Origin of the sequence: Nocardiopsis baichengensis YIM 90130 (genome assembly GCF_000341205.1) — a bacterium.
Taxonomy (GTDB): domain Bacteria; phylum Actinomycetota; class Actinomycetes; order Streptosporangiales; family Streptosporangiaceae; genus Nocardiopsis_A; species Nocardiopsis_A halophila.
Genome location: NZ_ANAS01000006.1, coordinates 184,653 through 203,966, shown reverse-complemented (window position 1 = coordinate 203,966; position 19,314 = coordinate 184,653). Strand labels below are relative to the sequence as shown.

The following is a 19,314-nucleotide window of genomic DNA, read 5'->3' as shown; positions in this document are numbered from 1 at the left end:
GCACACGGGCCCGGTGCGCGCCGGGACCTCCAGGACCCTCCGGACAGGCAGGTTCCCATGGTGCACAGCTGCGTGATCGTCGCGCTGGCCGAGGGGCCCCGCGGCGACGGCGCCGCCGGGTGCGACTATCCGGCGCTCAAGGAGGCCATGGCCCCCTTCGACCAGGAGCTGGAGGTCGCCCCGTACCCGGACTACACCGAGTTCCAGTCGCGGCCCGCGGACTTCTGGGCGGTCAAGTACCTGCGCGCGCGCTTCGGCTTCGCGGTCCCTGACGAAGATCTCACCTGGCAGGACGTGGCCGAGGCCTACAACCGGGACCTCGCGCCGGCCGACGGGGAGCCGCCGATCCTGTTCGACGGGGTGGGGCGGCCCTACTTCGCCTCGACGTTCAACCCCCGAGGCGAATGGGACCGCTGGGAGACCGGGGGACGCTGGAAGGGGTACTTCCACGTCCTTCCGGGAATCGAGAGGGGCTCGGGCCTGCTGCAGCCGCACACCTCCGAGAAGGGGGCGCGGGCCGACGGCGGGCGCAAAGGCCTGCTCGCCCTGGGATCGATGCGGGAGAGCGCGGCACGCGAGGCCGAACTGGAGTGGGACATCTTCCAGGAGCGGGCTGCGTCGCTCCCGCCGGCCCTGGGCTGGTCCTCCTTCGCCCGCCTGGTCTCGCCCGACTACGGCAGACAGCGGGCCGAGGCCGACTACAAGAGCCAGCCCCTCGTGGAGGCCCTGGCCAGGACCGGCCTGGACCGAGTCATGGACTACGCACTGGACGCACCGGGCGCCTCCAAGGAGGGCTATATCGAAGACCGCAGGTCCCGCGCCGTGACGGGCGCGTCGCTGCTGACGCTCGACGGCGAGTGGATCGACGAGCCCTTCGGCGGCTGGATCGGAAGCACCCCGGACGTCCGCTCAGCGGCCGCCGGCTACCGTGCCATGGCCAACGCCTACATCGACGAACTGACCGACGACACCTGGCTGGTAGCGGTCGACGCCCACAGCTGAGCCCCGGCCGCCCCCTGGGCGCCCTGGGCCCCGCTCAGCGAACGGCCGCCACGGACTCCCCGTTCGCCCGGCCGACGAAGCCCGCCGCCTTCTCGTCCCGCCTGAAGTGCGGTCCAAGGTGGTCGTCGCGGTTCCCCGAGAGCCGGCGGACGAAGTCGTACACGAGGTGCGAGGTGCACTGCGACGTCGTGCGCATCTCAGCCCGGGCCCACCGTGGGCGCGGGCCGCCCCTCGCCCTCCAAAGCGCCCAGCAGCGCCAGGAGCCTGCCCCGTTCCTCAGGGGGACGGCGTCGGCTGGTGTGGGGGACTCCGGCGCCCCGCCGCCCCAGGCCGAACCCAGGGCGACACTTCTCGGGGAACGGCTCGCGGGCATCGGCCGCGGGTCCGACAGGGTCCTTAGAGCACTCCCTTGCCTTACCCTGCCCCGCGCCTAGCCGCCGACCGTTCCGTCGATGCGCTCGCGGAGGAGGTCGGCATGGCCGTTGTGCCGTGCGTACTCCTCGATCATGTGCACCAGGACCCACCGGAGGGACACCTCTCCCCGCTCCGGGTCCGTTCCCGTCACGCCGAGGCCGGATGCGTCCTCGACGAAGCGTTCCGCGAAGGCGACCTCCTCGCGCCAGTGGTTCCAGGCGTCCCGGACGACCGCTTCGGCCGCCTGCGCTCCGTTGAAATCGCCGTCCGGGTCCTCCTCCGTCCAGTAGTACGGAGGGGCCCCGGTGCCTGCCATGACGACGCGGAACCAGTCGCGCTCGACGTCGGCCATGTGCCGAAGGAGACCGAGCAGGGACAGCGTCGAAGGGTCGACCGCTCTGCGTGCCAGGTCCTCGGGGGCGAGCCCGGAGCACTTCAGCTCCAGGGTCTGCCGCTGGTGGCGGAGGTACCCGGCGAGGACCTGCCCCTCCCCGCCGAGCCGGGGAAGGGCGACCCGGGGGTCCTTGTCGGTGCTGTCGAACATCTGAGGCATTCGGGGATTCTTCACCATCCGGCCGCGGGACGGTCAATGGGTTTTCCCGCCACCTTTCCCGCCACGGGGCCGATGGGTCCTGCTCTGCTGCTCTCCTACCTCCTGCGGACCCGGCTCCACCGTCCCCTGGCACGGCGGAGCCGCCCGCCGGGGGCGCGCCGCGCCGGACGGGCGAGCCGACGGGCCACGGCGCCGGCGGCCGCGGCGGCTCCGACGGCCGCCCCCGTCCCGAACGCCGCGACGAGGGGCAGGGAGCGCCGGCGCCCGTCCCCGGCACCGGCGACGGGTGCGCCGGTGCCCTCGGACGGGCGTGCCTGGTGCACGACCGGGGTCGCCGCCAGGTACGCCTCTTCGAGGACCTCGTTGAAGCGCCGGTCCGCCCGGCGCGCAGGCGCGGAGAGCCGCCGCCCGCGTGCCCGCGCCCAGTAGGCGCGACCGACCGGACCGCGGAACATCTCCTCGGCCGCGGCCCGCAGCCGCGCCTCGGGCATCGCCCCGGCCCGGAACGCCGTGCCCCACTGGGTGACGATCATGTTGGTGTAGAGCTGCTGCCTGCGCTCCGTGCGGTCCTCGCCCTCGGGCACGGGCCCCCAGCACGCGTCCAGATCGGGGTCGTCCATGGCCATCCGCAGCAGCTCGGCCATCGCCTGGCGCCGCCCCTCCTCGACGGCCCGCCGGGTCTCGCGCGCCTGGAAGACCAGCGTCACGGCCACCCCCACCAGGGCGAGGACCGCGATCAGCGCGGACACCGCCCCGTAGGTCTGGCCGATGAGGCTCAGCCGCTCCCACTCCCCGTCACCGCCGCCGAACCCCCTCAACGCGAGAGGTGAGGCCAGCACCAGGGCCAATGCGGCGAGCGAGAGGATCACCACTGCGAGCGGGAAGGCCTTCACGGCCCCACGGTCGCCCCGCACCCTCAGCGGCGATCTCGCGCCGGTAGAAGTCCATGAACGGCTCGGCCCGCTCGTAGAGCCCGGCGATCGCCGCGGCGACCCGGACGGCCAGGGCGGCGTCGTCGATCCGCTTGGCACCGGCCGGTGCCCACTCCCGGTCGTAGAGCACCTGGTAGACCACCCGGCCTCCGTAGACCATGGTCTCGGGCAGGGGCCGCCCGCGTTCCCAGGAGCGGATCTGTTCGGCGTCCAATACGGCGATGTCATAGCCGCTCTCGACGAATACCCGGTGACTGTGCATCTCCCATCGCAGGTAGGGGCTCGGAGGCGCCTCCGCCACCCGCAGCCTGCGCATCCGCAGGCCCAGGGCGCGATAGCGCGCGACCTGTTCCCGGAGCCGCTCCCGCTCGCCCTCGAATATAGCGATGGCGCGCCCCATGTCCCCGGCGAGGTAGGCCTCCCAGGCCTCGTCCCCCGATTCGTCGAAGCGCTGCGACCGTTCGAGCTTCCATACGTCGCCGGTGAGCTCCGGTGATTCCCGCAGCGCCTTGGCGTCGGCGTGGTAGGCCGCGCGGTCGAGGAGCCTGCCGTCGGATGCGCGCACCTCGTCAAAGACCTGCGGGTCGGCCGTCAGAGATTCAGGCATTGGGGATGTCCGGCTTCGCCGCTCGCAGCATGATCCCCGGAATGACGACCAGCCGCTCGTCCGGGCCGACGGTGACCCCGCTGGGAAGCCGGTCCGCATAGCGATCGGTGGCGTCCCTGCCGACCACCGCGATGTCGCCGTTGTCGAGTTCCCAGATCTCCGGGCAGTCGTCGTCCAGGCGGCTCTTGTCCAGCTCCGCGGCGGTCTTTCCCAGCCTTCGGCGGAACCCTGCGGACGGGTCGGCATCCCAGAGGCGTTCCATGGGGGGATCCTCTCGCATCGAGGGGACGGGCCAGTGGTCTTTCCCCGGAGATGCGGAAAATCACGGCGCGGCCGAATCGAAAAGTGGCGCTATGCGGCCATCCGCGCGATAGGTCCCCCGGATTCCCCTTGTGGAATCACCCCGTCGAATGCACCCCGGCGCGAACCGGGCCGGGAACGGCCCCGCCGTCTCCGCCCGTCCCCCGGCCCCGGGGCCTGCTGTACCTTTGTCCCCCGCCGCCCGGGGACCGACCCGATGGCGGCCGCCCGCCCCGGTCCATCCGCCCCGGCCCACTGGAGGAACGTTGTCCATGGCGCTATCGACGGCCCCGCCGGTCACCGCCGCCCTGCTGGCGGTCGCCGGCCTGGTCCTTCTGGGCAGGATCAGCCCGCACCGGCGCGGCATGGCCGTCACCGGGATGGTGCTGCTCCTCGTTCACGCCGTCTGGACACTCCTGCACACGTTCGTCCTGTACAAGGAGTTCATCGCCGGTCCGATGTGGATGGCGACCGCCGGCTCGGTCCTCAACGCACTGCTCGGCCACGGCACATGGGCGCTGGGGATCCTGCTGCTGGTGCTGGCCGCCACCCGCGCACCGCGCGCCCGGGCGTCCGCGCCCACGGGCCCGGTGCCGCCCGGGCCTCCGGTGCCGCCCGGGCCTCCGGGATCGCCCGGCGGGCCGCACTATGGTCCGCCCGCCGGCTACGGTCCCCCGCCGCCCCCTGCCGGACCTCCCCCCGCCGTACCGCCCCCGCCGGCCGCGCGCTGACGATCGGAGAGGCCGATGATGCTCCAATCCGTCCTGTACTTCCTCCTCGACGCCCTCACGGCCGTGGTCGGGGTGATCGCCCTCGCGCGCGGCGGCAAGGCGCCGTCCGGAACCGGGCCGGTCCGCACGGCGGGGGCCCTGCTGATCGTGGCGGCCCTGGTCTTCGCCGGGTGGCGGGTCTACACCATGGTCTTCCTGTACGACACACTGCTCCTGCCGGAGTCGGTCGAAGCGGCGGCCGCCGTCCAGACGGTCACCTCACTGCTCCTGTGGGCCGCCGCGGTCGTCCTGATCCTGGTCTCGCTCGCCGGAAGCGGAAGGGCCGAGGGGCAGTCTCCCCCCTCTCCTGCAGCGGGTCCGATGCCTCCTGGCCCTGCTGGGCCGCCCGGTCCCCCGAACGCTCCGTACCCCCCGCGGCCGCCACAGCAGCCGCCCGTTCCGCCAGGGCAGCCAGGGCACCCCATGCCGCCGGGGCCGCACGGGCATTCAGGTCCGCCACGGCCGCCAGGCCCGGCCGGACCGCCGACCGCCCCTCACTCCTGAACGACGGGGCGGCCGCAATTGCGGCCGCCCCATAACCGTGCCCCTGTCCTCATTCGGCCGGTGTCACTTCCGAATACCGCATCCCTAAGAAGCCGCTCTCCGCCTCTCCCATAACAGACGAAGTCGGCCTCCGAACGACCCTCCCCCTCCGCCTCTCCCATAATTGCCAAGAAACCCGGAACAGGGAGCGGCATGACCGACGTCGCAGGAAAGACGATCTTCATCACCGGCGGCGCACAAGGGATCGGTCTGGGAATGGCCCGCGCCTTCGCACTGGCAGGGGCCGATCTCGCCTTAGCCGACATCGACGCCGACGCTTTAGACGCCGCCCGCCACGAGCTCTCCGCCACCGCCCGTACCGAGACCTTCCCGCTCGACGTACGCGACCGCGACGCCTTCGCCCAGGCCGCCGACGACGCCGAGGCGCGTCTGGGCCCCGTCACCGTGCTCTGCAACAACGCCGGGGTCCTGGGCACCGCGTCCGTCACCGACCCCAGCCCGGCGGTGTGGGACCACATCCTCGGCACCGACCTGGGCGGGGTCTTCAACGGGGTGAGCGTGTTCCTGCCCCGGATGATCGCCCGCGGCAGCCCCGGGCACGTGGTGAACACCGCCTCGACCGCCGGGGTCCGCGGCGGCCGCCTCTTCGAGTACAGCGCCGCCAAGGCCGCCGTGATCGCCCTGTCGGAGTCGCTGCACGCCGACCCCGACCTGGCCCGGCTGGACGTGCGGACGACCGTGCTGTGCCCCGGCGGCGTACGCACGCGCATCATCGACCACGGCATCGCCGGCATGCCGGGCGGGACCTCCGAGCGGCAGCGCACCCGGATCGACGACGAGCGCATGCGGACCGTCGTCGAACAGTGCGGCCTGGCCCCCGAGGACGTCGGGGAACTCGTGCTCACCGCCGTCCGGGAGGACCGCTTCTACGTCTTCACCGACCGGTCCGCGCAAGCGGACCTGCAGGAGCGCGCCTCGGCGATGCTGGCCGCCCTGCCCGAGGAGTCCGAGCACGACCGCAGGCTCGCCGAGGCGCGCCGGCGCCTGGGCCCCGCTCAGGACGCGTAGTACCTCCGTGCGTCCGCCCCGGTGATCAGGGCGATCTTCACGATGCACAGCACCAGCGGGACCAGCGCGAGCAGGTTCAAAAGCAGCAGCTGGAGTGCCCACCCCAGCGCGAGCAGCGCCTGGAACGCCACGATCGACCAGAGCCACAGCCGGGACCGGCGACCGGCCACCGCCGACAGGAACAGCGAGATCAGCCCGGTGACCAGCGGGACGCCGATGGCCAGCCCCAGGACGACCGCCATGGCCGCCGGGTCGATCCCCTCCTCGCTCAGCACCTGCAGCACCGTCTCCTGGGCCTCGGAGAGGTCCTCGACCTGCCTGGGGTCCACGCCCAGCAGGGCGCCGAAGAGCACCGCCACGCCCACGCCGGCCAGCACGCCCAGGCCGCCTCCCAGGAACATCAGCACGCGCACGGCGGTGACCGTGCCGGGCAGCGGCGGCGGCTCCTGGGGCGGTGCCGGATAGGCGTACTGGTGGTGTCCGGGGTACTGCGGGTACATTCGACCGTCCTCTCTCGCCCGAGTGCGGCGGCCACGCCGGCCGCCGTTTCGGGCCCGTTCCCTCCGACGGCCGCCGGACCGCTCCGGTTCGCCCCCGGCCGCCCCGGAGGCGAAGTCGGGACGAACCCGACCGGTCCCCCATCCGCGACACTGCGTAAAATGCCGTCGGACAGGGCCCGTTCACCAGTCGATCCCTAGGAAGTCCAGCGGTGTCAGTTCGATCCCCCCAACCCGAGCCGGCGGCCGACGGCGAGGACTCCGGCGCGTCCGCCTCCGTGCCGTACTCCGAGCTCAGTGCGGACACGCTGATCCGCCGGGAGCGCCCCGCCCCCAAGGGCGGCTGGCGCCGCGCGCTGTACACCGTCACCGGCGGCAGGATCAATCCGGGGGACTCCAAGACCGAACAGCGGCGCCAAGAGCTCGAAGCCGCCGTCGGCCGCGCCCCCCTGCCCGACGAGCACCAGTCCATCGTGGTCCTGGGTACCGGCGCGGAGGTGGGTACGACCACGGTCGCGCTGGGGCTCGGCTCGGTGCTGGCCGCCCACCGCGGCGACCGGGTGATCGCCGTCGACGGAGACCCTGAGCGCGCGCCGATCACCGAGCGCATGGCGCTCAAGTGGCACGCCGAGCTCCCGATGCAAGAGCTGATCGCCTCACCAGACGCGGCCGTGCGCTACTCGGAGATGAACCGCTTCACCGCGCAGACCACCTATGGCCTGGACGTGCTGGCCTCCGCCCCCGACGACACCGCCTCGCGCCCCTTGGGCATGGAGAGCCTGCGCCGCATCTCCGACGCCGTCGAACGGCACTACCCGCTGCAGCTGGTCGACGCCGGCAGCGGCCTGCAGCGCCCGGGCGTCCCGGTGCTCCTGGGGCGCTGCACCCGCCTGGTCCTGGTCACCCCCGCCACCCGCGACGGCGCGATCGCGGCCGCCAACGTCCTGGAGGAGGTGAAGGGGACCGCCCCGGGGACGCTGGCGGAGTCGGCCGTCGTGGTGCTCGCAAAGGGCCCCTCCGGCGGGCCGGGCTCCTCGCCCGAGACCGACGACCTGGAACGGCAGATGGGCGAGCGCTGTGCCCGCGCGCTCCAGCTCCCCGAGGACCAGCACCTGGGCTCGGGCCGCCCGATCGACCTGGCGGACCTGCGCGCGCCCTCCGCCCTGGCACTGCTGGAGCTGGCCGTCGAGATCACCGAGGGGTTCGCCCGGCCGGAGCGATCGAAGCGGCCGGACCCGCGGGACCGGTAACGACTGGGCCACGACCGGTGGCCGGGCCGGGCCCACGGGTAGGAACCGTGAATGGTAGTCGCTGCCCTCGGCGTCCTCCTGCTCCTCCTCATCCTGTCCGCCCTCGCCGCCCGCACCTCCCGCCACTCCTGCTGCATGGGCTGTCTCGTCTTCTACGTCCTCCTCGGCGCCGTCTTCGCCGCCGCCCTGCTGGGCGCCCAGATCGGGCTGTGGGCCGCGCCTCCCTGGCCGTAGGATGCCGCTGACGCCGTCCCCGGACATTGGGAGTTGGTCGCATGCCCCCGGCGGTCCGCCGATGAAGGCCCGCGGGCCGCGGAGGCTGGGCCGCCTACTGCCCGACGACCCCGGGCGCATCGGCGCCTACACCGTGGTGGGCCGCATCGGCTCCGGCGGGATGGGCACCGTCTACGCCGCCACCGGAGAAGGGCTGCGCGGCTATCTGGCCGTCAAGGTCGTCCACCGGCGCCACGCCGAGGACGCCCGGTTCCGGGAACGCTTCGCCGCTGAAGCACGGCTGCTGGCCCGGGTGAACAGTCCCTGCGTCGCGCGCTTCGTCGGCGCCGACGTACTGGCCGAGCTCCCCTGGCTGGCGACCGAGTACGTCCCCGGGCCGACCCTGCGCCACCACGTCGACCGCCACGGGCGTCTGCGCGCGGCGATGGTGCGCGCGCTGGCGGTGGGGACCGCCGACGCCCTCAGGGCCGTGCACGGCACCGGGGTGGTCCACCGGGACCTCCAGCCGAGCAACGTGGTGCTGTCCGCCTCCGGCCCCAAGCTCCTCGACTTCGGCATCGCGCACCTGGGGCTGCGCGAGGAGGCCACCCGCTGGATCCGGGTCCGCCGCTACCGGCGGGCCGTGCGCGACATCGGGCTGCCCGAGCCGGCCGGACCGCAACCGCCCGAGGAGCTGCCCGGCCCCCGCGACCGGCTCGGGACGCCCGGATGGACCAGCCCCGAGCAGTACCGGGGCCGCCCCGTCACCGCCGCCTCCGACGTGTTCCTGTGGGGCGCGCTGGTCGCGTTCGCCGCCGCGGGGCGCGATCCCTTCGGCGTCGCCGGCCCGGCGGAGCTGGCCCGCCGGACCGTCCGCGAGGCCCCCGACCTGGACCACCTGCCGCCGGAGCTGGAGGGCCTCGTCGAGGCGGCGATGGCCAAGGACCCGCGATCGCGGCCGACGGCGCCCGAGGCGCTGGACCGCGCGCTGGGGGAGGACCTGCGGCGGCACCCGAACCGTCCCGCGGCGGTGCGGGCGGTGCTCGCCCGGGACTGGACCGACGTCGCGGTCCACCCGCCCAAGCCGCCCCGCCGCCTGTTCTGACGCACGGCTCCGACTCACGGCGCCGGCCCACGGCTCCGGCTCACGACCCGGTGCCGCCGGGCACCGGGGGCAGGTCCTCGCCCAGGGCGGCCGTGAGCCGGTCGCGGTCGGCCCGGCGCATCCCGGCCACGACGCGCTCATAGGAGTGCCGCAGCATCTCCGCCAGCTCCTCGTCGGGGACGACGCCGTCGACGGGCACCGTGTTCCAGTGGCGCTTGTTCAGGTGGTAGCCGGGGACCACGGCGGGGAACTGCGCGCGCAGCTCCAGGGCGAGCCCCGGCTCGCACTTGAGGGACACGCGCGCGGGATGGTCCCCCGACTCGGGCATGAGCAGCGCGAACACCTTCTCGCGCACCTTGTACACGAGGACCCCCGGCCCGAAGGGCTCGGTCTCCCGTGTCTCGGGGAACCACAGCGCCGCATCGATGAACTGCCCCGGTGTCACCGGATCTTCTCCTCCCGATACCTTCCCCCGCCGATACCGCCAGCTTAGAATTCCGGACCGACAGTGCGTATGTAATCGTTTTCCATCGAGAGTGAGCGCATGTCCGACCATCCCCTGCGCCGCGCCGCCGCCCCCGTGGCGCTGCTCACCGCGGCCGCCCTCACGGCCGGTGCCTCCCCCGCGGCCGCGGACCCGGGCCGCGGCCCTGGCGGCCACAAGGCCGACTACACCCTGACCGTGCTGCACGCCAACGACCTCGAATCCGCCCTGCTCGGCGCACCCGCCGACCCCGACTACGGCGGCGCCGCCCGCTTCACCTCGCTGGTCGAGGACCTGCGGGCGGAGGAGTCCTCCCCCAGGGCCGCCCGCCCCGGCGAGTCCAAGCGCCGCGGCGTGGTCACCCTCTCGTCCGGGGACATGTACCTGGCCGGCCCCGAGCTCTCCGCGGCCCGCCAGGAAGGGGCGCCCTTCTACGACGCCGTGGCCGCGGCCCACACGGACTGGGACGCCATCGCCTTCGGCAACCACGAGTTCGACTTCGGCCCCGACTTCTACGCCGACTACATCGAGGCCTACCGCGACGCCGGGGGCGAGGCGCCCTTCCTGTCGGCCAACGCCGACGTGTCCGGTGAGGAGCGCCTGGCGGAGCTGGCCGGCGAAGGCGCCATCGTCCCCAGCACCATCCTCAGGGAGCGCGGCGAGGAGATCGGCGTCGTCGGGGCGATCACCCCTGAGCTGCCGTCCATCTCCAGCCCCAGGGACGTCACCATCGACCCCGACCTGCGCGCCTCCGTCCAGGGCGCGGTCGACGACCTCACCGACGACGGCGTCGACAAGGTCATCCTCCTCTCGCACCTGCAGGGAATCGGCAACGAGCGCGCGCTGGTGCGCGAACTCCGCGACGTCGACATCGTCATCGCGGGAGGCGGCGGCGAGGTCCAGGCCGGCCCGGACACCCCGCTGGTCCCCGGGGACACCGTGACCGAGGACCCCGAGACCGGCGAGCCCATGGGCTACCCCCTCTGGGTGGACGACTCCGGCGGCGTGCAGGTGCCGGTCGTCCAGGCCAACTCCGACTACAAGTACGTCGGGCGGCTGGTCGCCGACTTCGACTCGGACGGGGAACTGATCGGCGTCGCCGACCGCTCGGGGCCGGTGCGCGTCTCGGGCACCGGCGGCGACGCGGTCGAACCGCACCCGGCCGTCCAGAAGGAGGTGCACGAACCCGTCCAGGCCTACGTGGACGACCTGGCCGAGCAGGTGGCCGCCGACTCCGAGGTCCCGCTGGACGGGGTCCGCGATCCGGGCGTGCGCACCCGGGAGACCAACCTGGGGAACCTGGTCGCCGACGCCGTGCTGGCCGCCGGACGCGCCAAGGCCGGGGAGTACGGGGTCCCCGAACCGCAGATCGCCCTGCAGAACGGCGGCGGCATCCGGAACAACTCGGTCATCCCCTCCGGTCCGGTGAGCGAGCTGGACACGTTCTCCATCGTCCCGTTCACCAACCAGGTCGCGGTCGTCCCCGAGATCCCGCGGGCGCAGGTCAAGGAGCTGCTGGAGAACGGGGTCTCCCGCATGCCCGCGGCCGACGGCAGGTTCGCCCAGGTCGCCGGGGTCTCCTTCGACTACGACGCCTCCCGCACCGCCCAGGAGCTCGACGACGAGGGGAACGTGCTCACCGAGGGCGAGAGGGTGCGCGAGGCCGAGCTGGCCGACGGAACGCCGATCGTCCGCGACGGGGAGATGGTCGACGGCCCGCCGATCACCGTGGCCACCGTCGACTTCTCGGCCGCGGGCGGCGACCAGTACCCGTTCCGCGGCGCCGACTACACCGTGGTGGGCACGGTGCACCAGCAGGCGCTCTCGGAGTACCTGCGCGAGGACCTGGACGGCACCGTCACCGCCGAGGACTATCCCGAGGGCGGCGCAGGGCGCATCACCCGACTGGACTGACCGCACGCGCACTCACGCGCACTGAGGGGTCGGAAGACGGGCCCCAGGCGATGAGGACGGCGGGGCGCGGAATCCTCCGCGCCCCGCCGGCGGATGCACCCCTGCAGGATCAGGACGTGAGCCTGTCCCTGAGGTAGCGCAGGGCCGCGGTCCATTCACCGCAGGCCTCGGCGTCACCCCCGCAGGCCGTGATGAACGCTCCTACCAGGGCAACGGTGGGCATCGCCCTTCCGGCGAGCGTGGAGCGGAAGCGCTGGGCGGTGCACACCCCGCCCGAGCGGTGCTCCATCTCTTCGAACGTGGGGTCGCCCGCACGTGCCCGGTAGTCGCGCATGGCCTGGAGGAATTCCGCCGTCGTGGTGGCCGCGTACGGGTTGATGTACTCAGCGGCGCCGGTGTTCCGAACGCCTGTGGGGGAACCGAAATGGGGGTCGAGGGGCACCATCGCACCTCCGGGAGGATGAAGAGTGCGGCTATCAGCGGAATCGTTCTCGGCTCAACGCCCGGAAAACACGATCAGTTCCCCCGCGGTGCGTACATGATGACCGCGACGCCGAGAAGACAGATCACTGCTCCCGCAATGTCCCAGCGGTCCGGCCGGAACCCGTCCACGACCATTCCCCACGCCAGTGAACCGGCGACGAAGACGCCCCCATAGGCGGCCAGGATGCGTCCGAAGTGGGCATCGGGCTGCAGAGTCGCCGCGAACCCGTACAGCCCCAGGGCGATCACCCCCGCCCCGACCCACAGCAGCCCCTTGTGCTCCCTGACCCCCTGCCATACGAGCCAGGCCCCGCCGATCTCGAAGAGCGCGGCGACGGCGAAGAGGGCGACGGATTTCAGGACGGTCATGGGTTCCTTCCCAGGGCGGCGGGGCGACCATGGTAGGACCGGCGACGCCCGGCCGCCTCCAGGCGCGCACTGATGCGCTCTCAGGTGCGCTCAGGCGCCGGGCAGCGCGGACGCGCGCTCACCCGTGCAGCAGGGCGATGCCCACCAGGACGGGCAGGGTGGCGATGGTCGACAGCAGGACGGCCTCGCGCACCATCGTGGTGGCCGCCCCGTACCGCGAGGCGTAGGTGAACACGTTCTGAGCCGTCGGCAGTGCGGCCAGGACGACGACGGCGAACAGCATCTCCCCGTCCAGCTGGAACAGCCACGTCCCGATCGCCCAGGCGGCCGCGGGCTGCAGGAGCGTCTTGAGCACGACTGCCAGGACCACGGGCCCGCGCTCCGGGCCGCGCCCGGGCAACGGGCTGCCGTGCAGGGAGATGCCCAGCGCCAGCAGCACGGCGGGCACCGACATCGACCCCACGAGCTCGAACGGCTGCATGAGCGGGTCGGGGACGGTCAGCCCTGAGAGCGCGACCGCCACGCCCGCCAGGGACGCCACGGCGATCGGATTGCGCAGCGGAGTGGTCAGGACCGTCAGCACGCCGACGCGCTCCCCGGGGCTCCGCGACCCCGCGTCCAGCAGGGTGACCGCGATCGGAGTGACCACGAGCTGCTGCAGGAGCAGCACGGGCGCGACCAGGGCCGCGTCCCCCAGGACGTAGGAGGCGATGGGGATGCCCAGGTTGCCCGCGTTCACGTACGCCGAGCACAGGGCCCCCATCCCGGCCGTCCTCGCGCCCCAGCGGCGGACCACCGCGACGGCGACGAAGAGGGCCGCGGCCGCCGCCATGCTCAGGGCGGTGACCGCCAGCGGGGCGGAGAAGAGCGCGGAGGGGTCGGCCCCGGACAGGATGGTGAACAGCAGCGCCGGGGTGGCCACGGAGAAGGCGACCCTGGTCAGCACCTCCCGCCCGTTGGCCCCGAGCGCATCGCTGCGGCCGAGCACGTACCCGGCGGCGATGATGCTCGCGATGACCCCGAAGCCCGTGATGACACCGCCCATGCCGCCTCCACGGTCCCGACGCTCCCCGAACGCGGTCGACGGTATCCAACAGGGCGCGGCCCCGAAGCCGCGGCCCTGCGTGGCCCCGGTCACGTGTGCCCGTGGTCACCACGCCGAACCCCGGGGGCCGAACACGCCCGCGCGCGAGGCGATCTATGCTCGGAGGCGACAGCGCCGGGGCGGCAAGCGCGGGACACGGCCCGCTCCCCGGCCGCAGGTCAGAACAACGGAGGACAACACCTATGGTCGGTACCGTCGCCGCCGTGCTGATGTTCGTCAGCCTTCCGCTGATGCTCATCGCCGGGATCCTCGGCACCTTCTTCACCAAGACCTACGACGGCCCCAAGACCGACCGCTGAGCCACCGGGGCGCCCGCCTCGTCGACCGAGGCGCCCCCGGCGGACGACGGCGGCGGCCGCCTCGCTCCGCTCGGCCCGCCGGACGCTGTCCGGCGGGCCTTGACGTGCCCCCTCTCCTCCCCACACTCCCCAATTGCGGTCCTTCCAACGACGGGAGCGGCATGCGCAAGATCCTCATCGTCGGCGCCGGGCAGTCCGGCCTCCAACTGGCGCTCGGCCTGCGCGACGATGGCTACGACGTCACCCTGCTCACCCTGCAGTCCCCCGCCGACCTGCGCTCGGGGCGGGTGATGTCCACCCAGTGCCTGTTCGGGGACGCCCTGAGGCGCGAGCGCCGCCGGCGCCTGGCGTTCTGGGGGCCCACGGCACCGGCGATCACCGGCGTGGCGATGAGCGTCGCCGACACGCACGGCGCTCTGGACACCCAGTGGACGGGGGCCCTGCGCGAGCCCGCCCAGTCGGTCGACCAGCGCGTGAAGATGGCCGCCTGGCTGGAGGAGTTCGAGCGCCGCGGGGGCCGCACCGTCCTGCACGGGGCCACGCTCTCGGACCTGCAGTGGTTCAGCTCCTCCTACGACCTCGTGGTGCTGGCCACGGGCAAGAGCGAGCTGGCGGGGCTCTTCCCCGTCGACACCGAGCGCACCCGCTTCGACGCCCCTCAGCGCACCCTGGCCCTGGCCTACGTGCGCGGCATGGAGGACCACCCGTCCGGGAAGGTGCTGCACCGCACCTGTGTGCCGGGGGTCGGCGAGGTGCTCGCGGTCCCCTCCCTCACCCTGACCGGGCCCTGCCACGCCCTGCTGGTGGAGGCCGTGCCCGGCGGCCCTATGGACCTGCCCGTGCCGAGCTGGCGCCGCACCGGCGACGTGCTGGAGGGGGTGCTCTCGGTCATGCGCGACCACGCCCCGTGGATGTACGAGCGCTGCCTCGACGTGGAGCTGACCGACGCGATGGCCGAAGCGCGCGGCGGCTACACCCCGCACGTGCGCAAGCCTGTGGGGCACCTGCCCGGCGGAGGGGCCGTGCTGGGCATGGGGGATGCGATCGTGGCCAACGACCCGATCACCTCTCAGGGGGCCAACGCCGCCTCGGCCTGCGCGGAGACCTACCGGCGCGCCATCGTCGACCACGGCATGCGCCCGTTCGACGAGGACTTCATGAACGCCGCGTTCGCCTCCTACTGGAGGCACGCCCGCCATGTGGCGGCGTGGAGCGAGGTCATGCTGGAGGGTCCCCCGCACGTGTGGGAGGTCCTCCGAGCGGCCGGGAGCGACCAGGGGCTGGCCGACAGGTTCGCCGAGGCCTTCGAGGACCCTGCCGACCTGATCACCTGGTTCCTCCACCCCGAACGGGCCTACGCCTACGTGGACGCCCTGAGCCGCTCCGGGAGCCCGTGACGGAGCAGGCCGTGGGAAACGGTCGACACCGTCACAGAGAATTGCGTTGCTCTCGGGGAAGTCGGCCTTGTACCGGCCGGTATAACCCCGACCTCCCTGAAGAGCGTCGACGCGGGTACTGAGTAGCTCTACTCAGGGCGCCTGAGCTTCGGCGACGATGCCGCGGAAGCCCCCTTCGGGTGAGTCTGTCGGCATGGACGGACTCTACGCACTCAAGCCCTGGTTCGCCGACCGTCTGGCCTCGGTCCGCCGGGCGCTGGTCGCCCGGGGCGTGTCCCCCTCGGTGCTCACCTGGGGCGGGGTCGCGTTCGGCGGCGCCGCCGGGGCGGTGGTCGCCGCGGTGCCGCCCGGCCCGCTGTGCGCCGGCGCCGTAGCCGCGCTGCTGGTCGCCCGGCTCGCCTGCGCCAACCTGGACGGGGGCGTCGCCCGGGAGAGCGGGCGCAGCACCCGTGCCGGCGCCGTCGACAACGAGGTGGGCGACCGCGCGGCCGAGTTCGCGGTGCTGGCCGGGTGCCTGGCCGCCTACCCGGCCGCGCCGGTGCTGGGCGCCGCGCTCGCGGCGACCCTGCCCTCCTGGGTGTCCCTGGCGGGCGCCGCCGCCGGAGCGCCGCGCCTGCAGGGCGGCCCCTCGGGCAAGACCGAGCGCTGCGCCCAGTTCGTGCTACTGGCCCTGACCGGGTTCACGGCCCTGGTCTTCCCGTTGATGATCGCGGGGTCGCTGGTCACGGCCGCCGTCCGGCTGGTCCGCGTCCGACGGGCGCTGCGGGCCCTGGACACGGCGGACCCGGCGGACGCCGCGACGGCCGGGGGCCGGCGGTGATCGGCGCGGTGGAGGCGGCCCCCTATGTGGCCGGGGCCCTGGGGGTGAGCGGCGCGGGGGTGTGGCTCTCGCGCCGGCGCGAGCTGGTCCGGCGCTGGGCCAGCTGGGCGGTGATCGCCCCGGTGGCCGGCGGCGCGTTCGCCCTCGGCGCCCCGGCGACCGCCGTGCTCGCCGCGGCCATCGCCGCCGTCGCCATGGCCGAGTACGGGCGCATGGCCGGCCTGCGCGCCCCCGAGACCGCCGTGGCCGCCGCGACCGTGGCGGCACTGCCCCTGGTCGCCTGGCTGGCGCCGGAGCAGCTGTGGCGTGCGGCCGCCGCCGGGGCGCTCGCCGCCGCGCTGGTCCCGGTGGCGGCCGGGGACACCGCGACCGGGGCGCACCGCTCCTGCCGCGCCGTGTTCGGCGTGGTGTGGCTGTCGGCCCCCGCCGGCCTGGTGCTGCTCGGCCCGGCCGCGTTCGCGCTGTGCGCGGCGGTCGCCGCCGCCGACGTCGGCGGCTGGTTCGGCGGGCGCCTCCTCGGCGGCCCGCCGCTGTCCCCGCTCTCCCCCAACAAGCGCTGGGGCGGCGTCATCGCCGGCGCCGCCGCCGGTATCGCCGTGCTGGCGCTGCTCGGTGCGCTCACGCCCGGCCTGGCGGTGGCGGTCGCCGTCGCCGCTCCCCTCGGCGACCTCCTCGAATCCCTGGTCAAGCGGGACGCGGGGGTCAAGGACGCCGGCGGCTGGCTGCCCGGCATGGGCGGCCTGCTGGACCGCGTCGACTCGCTCCTGCTCGCCCTTCCCGTCGGATTGGTGCTGTCTTGAACGGAACACCCGCCTCTCCTCTCTCCGCCGGCGCCGTCGGCCGCGCCGTCCTCTGGCGGCTGGCCCTGTCGGCCACCGGGGGCTTCCGCACAGTCGGCCGGCCCCCAAAGGGCCCCTGCGTCCTGGTGGCCAACCACTCCTCGCACGCGGACACGGCCGCGCTGATCGCCGCCCTGCCCGCCCGGACGAACCCCGCCGTCGCGGCGGCAGGCGACTACTGGTTCGCCCACGGCCCGCGCTCCTGGGCCGCCAAGGCACTCACCGGGGCGTTCCCCGTCCGGCGGAACGGCGGCGGGTGTGCGGACCTCCTGGCCGCGCGTGCGGTGCTGGATGCAGGGCGCCCGGTGATCGTCTACCCGGAGGGGACGCGTTCGGTCGACGATGACCTGGGCCGCTTCCACTCCGGGGCGGCCCGGCTCGCCGCCCATGCGGGGGTCCCCCTCGTGCCGGTGGCGATCGATGGCACGCGCGCGCTGCTTCCCAAGGGCGGCGGCATCACCCGCACCCGTGTGACGGTGCGGTTCGGCACGCCTGCCGAGGGGACCGGAGCCGCGAGGGAACAGATCAGTCGGATGCTCGCCGGGATCCGGGGGCGGACCGAAGAGAAGTGTACGGGAGGGGACCGGACCCATGCGTGAGCCGCGTGCAGCCGAACCGCTGAAGGCCGAACCGCTGAAGAAGGGCGCCCGTGCGGCCGACGACTCCGCGCTCCGCGTGCGGGCGGCGCGGCTGGCCAGTTCGCCGTATGGAACCGCCCTGGCGGCGGGGTGGGGCTTCGCCGAAGCCCTGTCGTGGCCGGTGCTCCCCGAGGTGGCCCTGGCGGCGCTGTGCGTGGCCGACCCCCGGTCGGGGCCGCGGCTGGCGGCGTCCGCCGCCGCGGGAAGCGTCGCCGGGGGCGCCGTGGCCTACAGCCTCGCGCGCGCGGGCGTGGACGTCCCCGCGCCGCTGACCACCGACAGGATGCGCACGGCCGTTGCGGAACAGATGGCGGCCGAAGGCCCGCACGGGGTACGCCACCAGCCGCTGGCGGGCATCCCCTACAAGCTGTACGCGGCCCGGGCCGGGCGCGACGGCCTCGGAGCGGCCGAATTCGCCAAGGCGAGCGCCCGGGCCCGGGGCACCAGGATCCTCACCGCCGGCCTGGCCCTGGCGGCCTTCGGCGCCGCAGCCCGCGGCCGGCGGCGCCACTACCCAGCCTACCTGGCGGCCGTGGGCGCGGGGTTTACCGGAGCGCTGGCCCTGATCGTCCGCGGATGGCGCTGAGGCGGTGCCGGGAGCGGCCCCAAAGGGCCGGGCCGCCCCCGGATACCGCCGGTCAGTACCGGGATCCGACGGGCGCGGGGACGGCGTCCAGCTCGCGCAGGTCCTCCTCGGTGAGGTCGACGCCGGCGGCGCCGATGTTGTCCTTCAGGTAGCGCATCTTCTTGGTGCCCGGGATCGGGATGACGTGCTCCCCTTGGGCCAGGGTCCACGCGATCGCGATCTGCGCCGGCGTCGCGCCCTTGCGCCCGGCCACGCGCTTGACCACGTCGACGATGCGCATGTTCTGCTTCATGGCCTCTTCCTGGAAGCGCGGTTGCGCTGACCGGAAGTCCCCGTCCTCGATGGAGGAGGTGCTGACGGCACCGGTGAGGAACCCGCGCCCCAACGGGGAGAAGGGGACGAAGGCGGCCCCGTTCTCGGCGCACCAGCCGACCACGTCTCCGGGCCCGTCGCTCCCGGCGCGGCCGCCCCCGCCACCGGCCGTGCCGCCTTCGGCTCCCTGGGCGTCGCGCGTCCACAGCGACAGCTCCGACTGGACGGCCGCGACGGGGTGGATCCCCTGCGCCTCCGCCGCCTGGGCCCGGGTGACCTCCGAGAGCCCCAGGTAGCGCACCTTGCCCTCGTCCACCAGCTCGGCCATCGCTCCCCAGGTCTCGGCCAGCGGGACCTCGGGGTCGATCCGGTGCAGGTAGTACAGGTCGATGGTGTCGGTCCCCAGGCGCCGCAGGCTCTCCTCCGCGGAGCGCTTGACGTGCTCGGGCCGCCCGTCGCGCTTGAGCGTGTAGCTCGCGGCGTCCTCGACGACCAGGCCGGTCTTGGTCGCCAGGACGACCTGCTCGCGGATCCCCTTCAGCGCCCGGCCGAGCAGGTCCTCATTGTGGCCGGAGCCGTAGACCTGGGCCGTGTCGATGAAGGAGACCCCCATGCCGACGGCGTTGCGGATGAGCTCCACAGACGCCGCGTCATCCCGCTCCGAGGCCGAGTAGCCCCAGCTCATCCCCATCAGGCCGAGGCCGACCGCCCCGACGTCGTGCCCTTGGAATCCTCGCGTGCGCATTGCGGACGTGTCGTTCATGGGTTCAGCATGGCGCGGCCCCCGTGTGCCAGGTAGCCCCTGGCGGTCCTGACACTGGCAGTGTCAGGCTCGGTCGGGCTCGGTCGGGTT

At 73.8% G+C, this 19,314-nt stretch carries 23 protein-coding genes; 13 read left to right on the top strand and 10 right to left on the bottom strand.

Features of this window, described 5'->3' with window-relative positions; genetic code table 11:
- Positions 1-57: 57 nt before the first annotated feature.
- Complete coding sequence (locus C892_RS0107085) at positions 58-1,002, top strand: hypothetical protein (RefSeq protein WP_017556656.1); 945 nt, start codon at positions 58-60, stop codon at positions 1,000-1,002.
- 430 nt (positions 1,003-1,432) lie between these two features.
- Here C892_RS0107085 and C892_RS0107075 read toward each other — a convergent pair whose 3' ends face one another.
- From C892_RS0107075 to C892_RS0107060, 4 genes are all read right to left on the bottom strand, one after another.
- Entirely contained in the window at positions 1,433-1,960 is a 528-nt protein-coding gene (locus tag C892_RS0107075) for a DinB family protein (protein WP_017556654.1), read from the bottom strand.
- Positions 1,961-2,064: 104 nt separating this feature from the next.
- Positions 2,065-2,862 (bottom strand): DUF6082 family protein, encoded by a 798-nt coding sequence (locus C892_RS0107070; RefSeq protein WP_239647292.1) that lies wholly within the window; start codon positions 2,860-2,862, stop codon positions 2,065-2,067.
- Entirely contained in the window at positions 2,765-3,508 is a 744-nt protein-coding gene (locus C892_RS0107065; protein ID WP_017556652.1) for a DUF6879 family protein, read from the bottom strand. The genes C892_RS0107070 and C892_RS0107065 overlap by 98 nt, the downstream gene beginning before the upstream one ends.
- The gene (locus C892_RS0107060; RefSeq protein ID WP_017540101.1) at positions 3,501-3,770 is read right to left on the bottom strand and encodes a hypothetical protein; all 270 of its coding nucleotides are present in this window, start codon (positions 3,768-3,770) and stop codon (positions 3,501-3,503) included. Before C892_RS0107060 ends, C892_RS0107065 begins: the two co-directional genes overlap by 8 nt.
- Positions 3,771-4,080: 310 nt before the next feature.
- On the opposite strand from C892_RS0107060, the gene C892_RS31580 reads away from it, so the two are divergent.
- From C892_RS31580 to C892_RS0107045, 3 genes are all read left to right on the top strand, one after another.
- Entirely contained in the window at positions 4,081-4,539 is a 459-nt protein-coding gene (locus C892_RS31580) for a hypothetical protein (protein ID WP_017556651.1), read from the top strand.
- Positions 4,540-4,554: 15 nt separating this feature from the next.
- The gene (locus C892_RS31735; RefSeq protein WP_026124191.1) at positions 4,555-5,082 is read left to right on the top strand and encodes a hypothetical protein; all 528 of its coding nucleotides are present in this window, start codon (positions 4,555-4,557) and stop codon (positions 5,080-5,082) included.
- A gap of 192 nt (positions 5,083-5,274) precedes the next feature.
- The gene (locus C892_RS0107045) at positions 5,275-6,150 is read left to right on the top strand and encodes an SDR family NAD(P)-dependent oxidoreductase (protein WP_017556650.1); all 876 of its coding nucleotides are present in this window, start codon (positions 5,275-5,277) and stop codon (positions 6,148-6,150) included.
- Here C892_RS0107045 and C892_RS0107040 read toward each other — a convergent pair.
- Positions 6,138-6,650 carry a hypothetical protein gene (locus C892_RS0107040; protein WP_017540103.1) on the bottom strand — a complete coding sequence of 171 codons (513 nt, stop codon included), beginning with the start codon at positions 6,648-6,650 and terminating at the stop codon, positions 6,138-6,140. The two genes, C892_RS0107045 and C892_RS0107040, sit on opposite strands and share 13 nt — an antisense overlap.
- Positions 6,651-6,859: 209 nt before the next feature.
- Here C892_RS0107040 and C892_RS0107035 point away from each other — a divergent pair, with 209 nt between their 5' ends.
- The 3 genes from C892_RS0107035 to C892_RS0107025 all read left to right on the top strand — a co-directional run bounded on the left by C892_RS0107035 (position 6,860) and on the right by C892_RS0107025 (position 9,215).
- Complete coding sequence (locus C892_RS0107035; protein ID WP_026124190.1) at positions 6,860-7,897, top strand: MinD/ParA family ATP-binding protein; 1,038 nt, start codon at positions 6,860-6,862, stop codon at positions 7,895-7,897.
- A gap of 51 nt (positions 7,898-7,948) precedes the next feature.
- A complete protein-coding gene (locus C892_RS0107030; RefSeq protein ID WP_017556648.1) occupies positions 7,949-8,131 on the top strand; it encodes a hypothetical protein in 183 nt (60 codons plus the stop codon).
- A 61-nt stretch (positions 8,132-8,192) separates the two neighbouring features.
- A complete protein-coding gene (locus C892_RS0107025; protein ID WP_017556647.1) occupies positions 8,193-9,215 on the top strand; it encodes a serine/threonine-protein kinase in 1,023 nt (340 codons plus the stop codon).
- A 40-nt stretch (positions 9,216-9,255) separates the two neighbouring features.
- Here the strand turns inward: C892_RS0107025 and C892_RS0107020 are convergent, their stop codons facing one another.
- The gene (locus tag C892_RS0107020; protein ID WP_017556646.1) at positions 9,256-9,660 is read right to left on the bottom strand and encodes an MmcQ/YjbR family DNA-binding protein; all 405 of its coding nucleotides are present in this window, start codon (positions 9,658-9,660) and stop codon (positions 9,256-9,258) included.
- 99 nt (positions 9,661-9,759) lie between these two features.
- On the opposite strand from C892_RS0107020, the gene C892_RS0107015 reads away from it, so the two are divergent.
- On the top strand, positions 9,760-11,613 hold the full coding sequence (locus tag C892_RS0107015) for a bifunctional metallophosphatase/5'-nucleotidase (RefSeq protein WP_017556645.1): 1,854 nt from the start codon (positions 9,760-9,762) through the stop codon (positions 11,611-11,613).
- A gap of 109 nt (positions 11,614-11,722) precedes the next feature.
- Here C892_RS0107015 and C892_RS0107010 read toward each other — a convergent pair whose 3' ends face one another.
- From C892_RS0107010 to C892_RS0107000, 3 genes are all read right to left on the bottom strand, one after another.
- Positions 11,723-12,058 (bottom strand): hypothetical protein, encoded by a 336-nt coding sequence (locus tag C892_RS0107010; RefSeq protein WP_017540109.1) that lies wholly within the window; start codon positions 12,056-12,058, stop codon positions 11,723-11,725.
- A 71-nt stretch (positions 12,059-12,129) separates the two neighbouring features.
- On the bottom strand, positions 12,130-12,465 hold the full coding sequence (locus C892_RS0107005) for a YnfA family protein (RefSeq protein WP_017556644.1): 336 nt from the start codon (positions 12,463-12,465) through the stop codon (positions 12,130-12,132).
- Between the two features lie 118 nt (positions 12,466-12,583).
- Positions 12,584-13,510, bottom strand: coding sequence for an AEC family transporter (locus C892_RS0107000; protein ID WP_017556643.1), 927 nt, complete (start codon positions 13,508-13,510; stop codon positions 12,584-12,586).
- Positions 13,511-14,030: 520 nt separating this feature from the next.
- On the opposite strand from C892_RS0107000, the gene C892_RS0106990 reads away from it, so the two are divergent.
- The 5 genes from C892_RS0106990 to C892_RS29945 all read left to right on the top strand — a co-directional run bounded on the left by C892_RS0106990 (position 14,031) and on the right by C892_RS29945 (position 18,149).
- A complete protein-coding gene (locus tag C892_RS0106990; protein ID WP_017556642.1) occupies positions 14,031-15,266 on the top strand; it encodes a styrene monooxygenase/indole monooxygenase family protein in 1,236 nt (411 codons plus the stop codon).
- 193 nt (positions 15,267-15,459) lie between these two features.
- Positions 15,460-16,086, top strand: a complete 627-nt coding sequence (locus tag C892_RS0106985) for a CDP-alcohol phosphatidyltransferase family protein (protein ID WP_017556641.1) — start codon at positions 15,460-15,462, stop codon at positions 16,084-16,086.
- Entirely contained in the window at positions 16,083-16,886 is an 804-nt protein-coding gene (locus C892_RS0106980) for a phosphatidate cytidylyltransferase (RefSeq protein ID WP_017556640.1), read from the top strand. The genes C892_RS0106985 and C892_RS0106980 overlap by 4 nt, the downstream gene beginning before the upstream one ends.
- Positions 16,883-17,524, top strand: coding sequence for a lysophospholipid acyltransferase family protein (locus C892_RS29950; RefSeq protein WP_051060491.1), 642 nt, complete (start codon positions 16,883-16,885; stop codon positions 17,522-17,524). Before C892_RS0106980 ends, C892_RS29950 begins: the two co-directional genes overlap by 4 nt.
- Positions 17,517-18,149 carry a hypothetical protein gene (locus tag C892_RS29945; protein WP_051060490.1) on the top strand — a complete coding sequence of 211 codons (633 nt, stop codon included), beginning with the start codon at positions 17,517-17,519 and terminating at the stop codon, positions 18,147-18,149. The genes C892_RS29950 and C892_RS29945 overlap by 8 nt, the downstream gene beginning before the upstream one ends.
- Before the next feature lie 52 nt (positions 18,150-18,201).
- Here the strand turns inward: C892_RS29945 and C892_RS0106970 are convergent, their stop codons facing one another.
- Positions 18,202-19,206, bottom strand: coding sequence for an aldo/keto reductase (locus C892_RS0106970; RefSeq protein WP_017556639.1), 1,005 nt, complete (start codon positions 19,204-19,206; stop codon positions 18,202-18,204).
- Positions 19,207-19,314 lie beyond the last annotated feature (108 nt).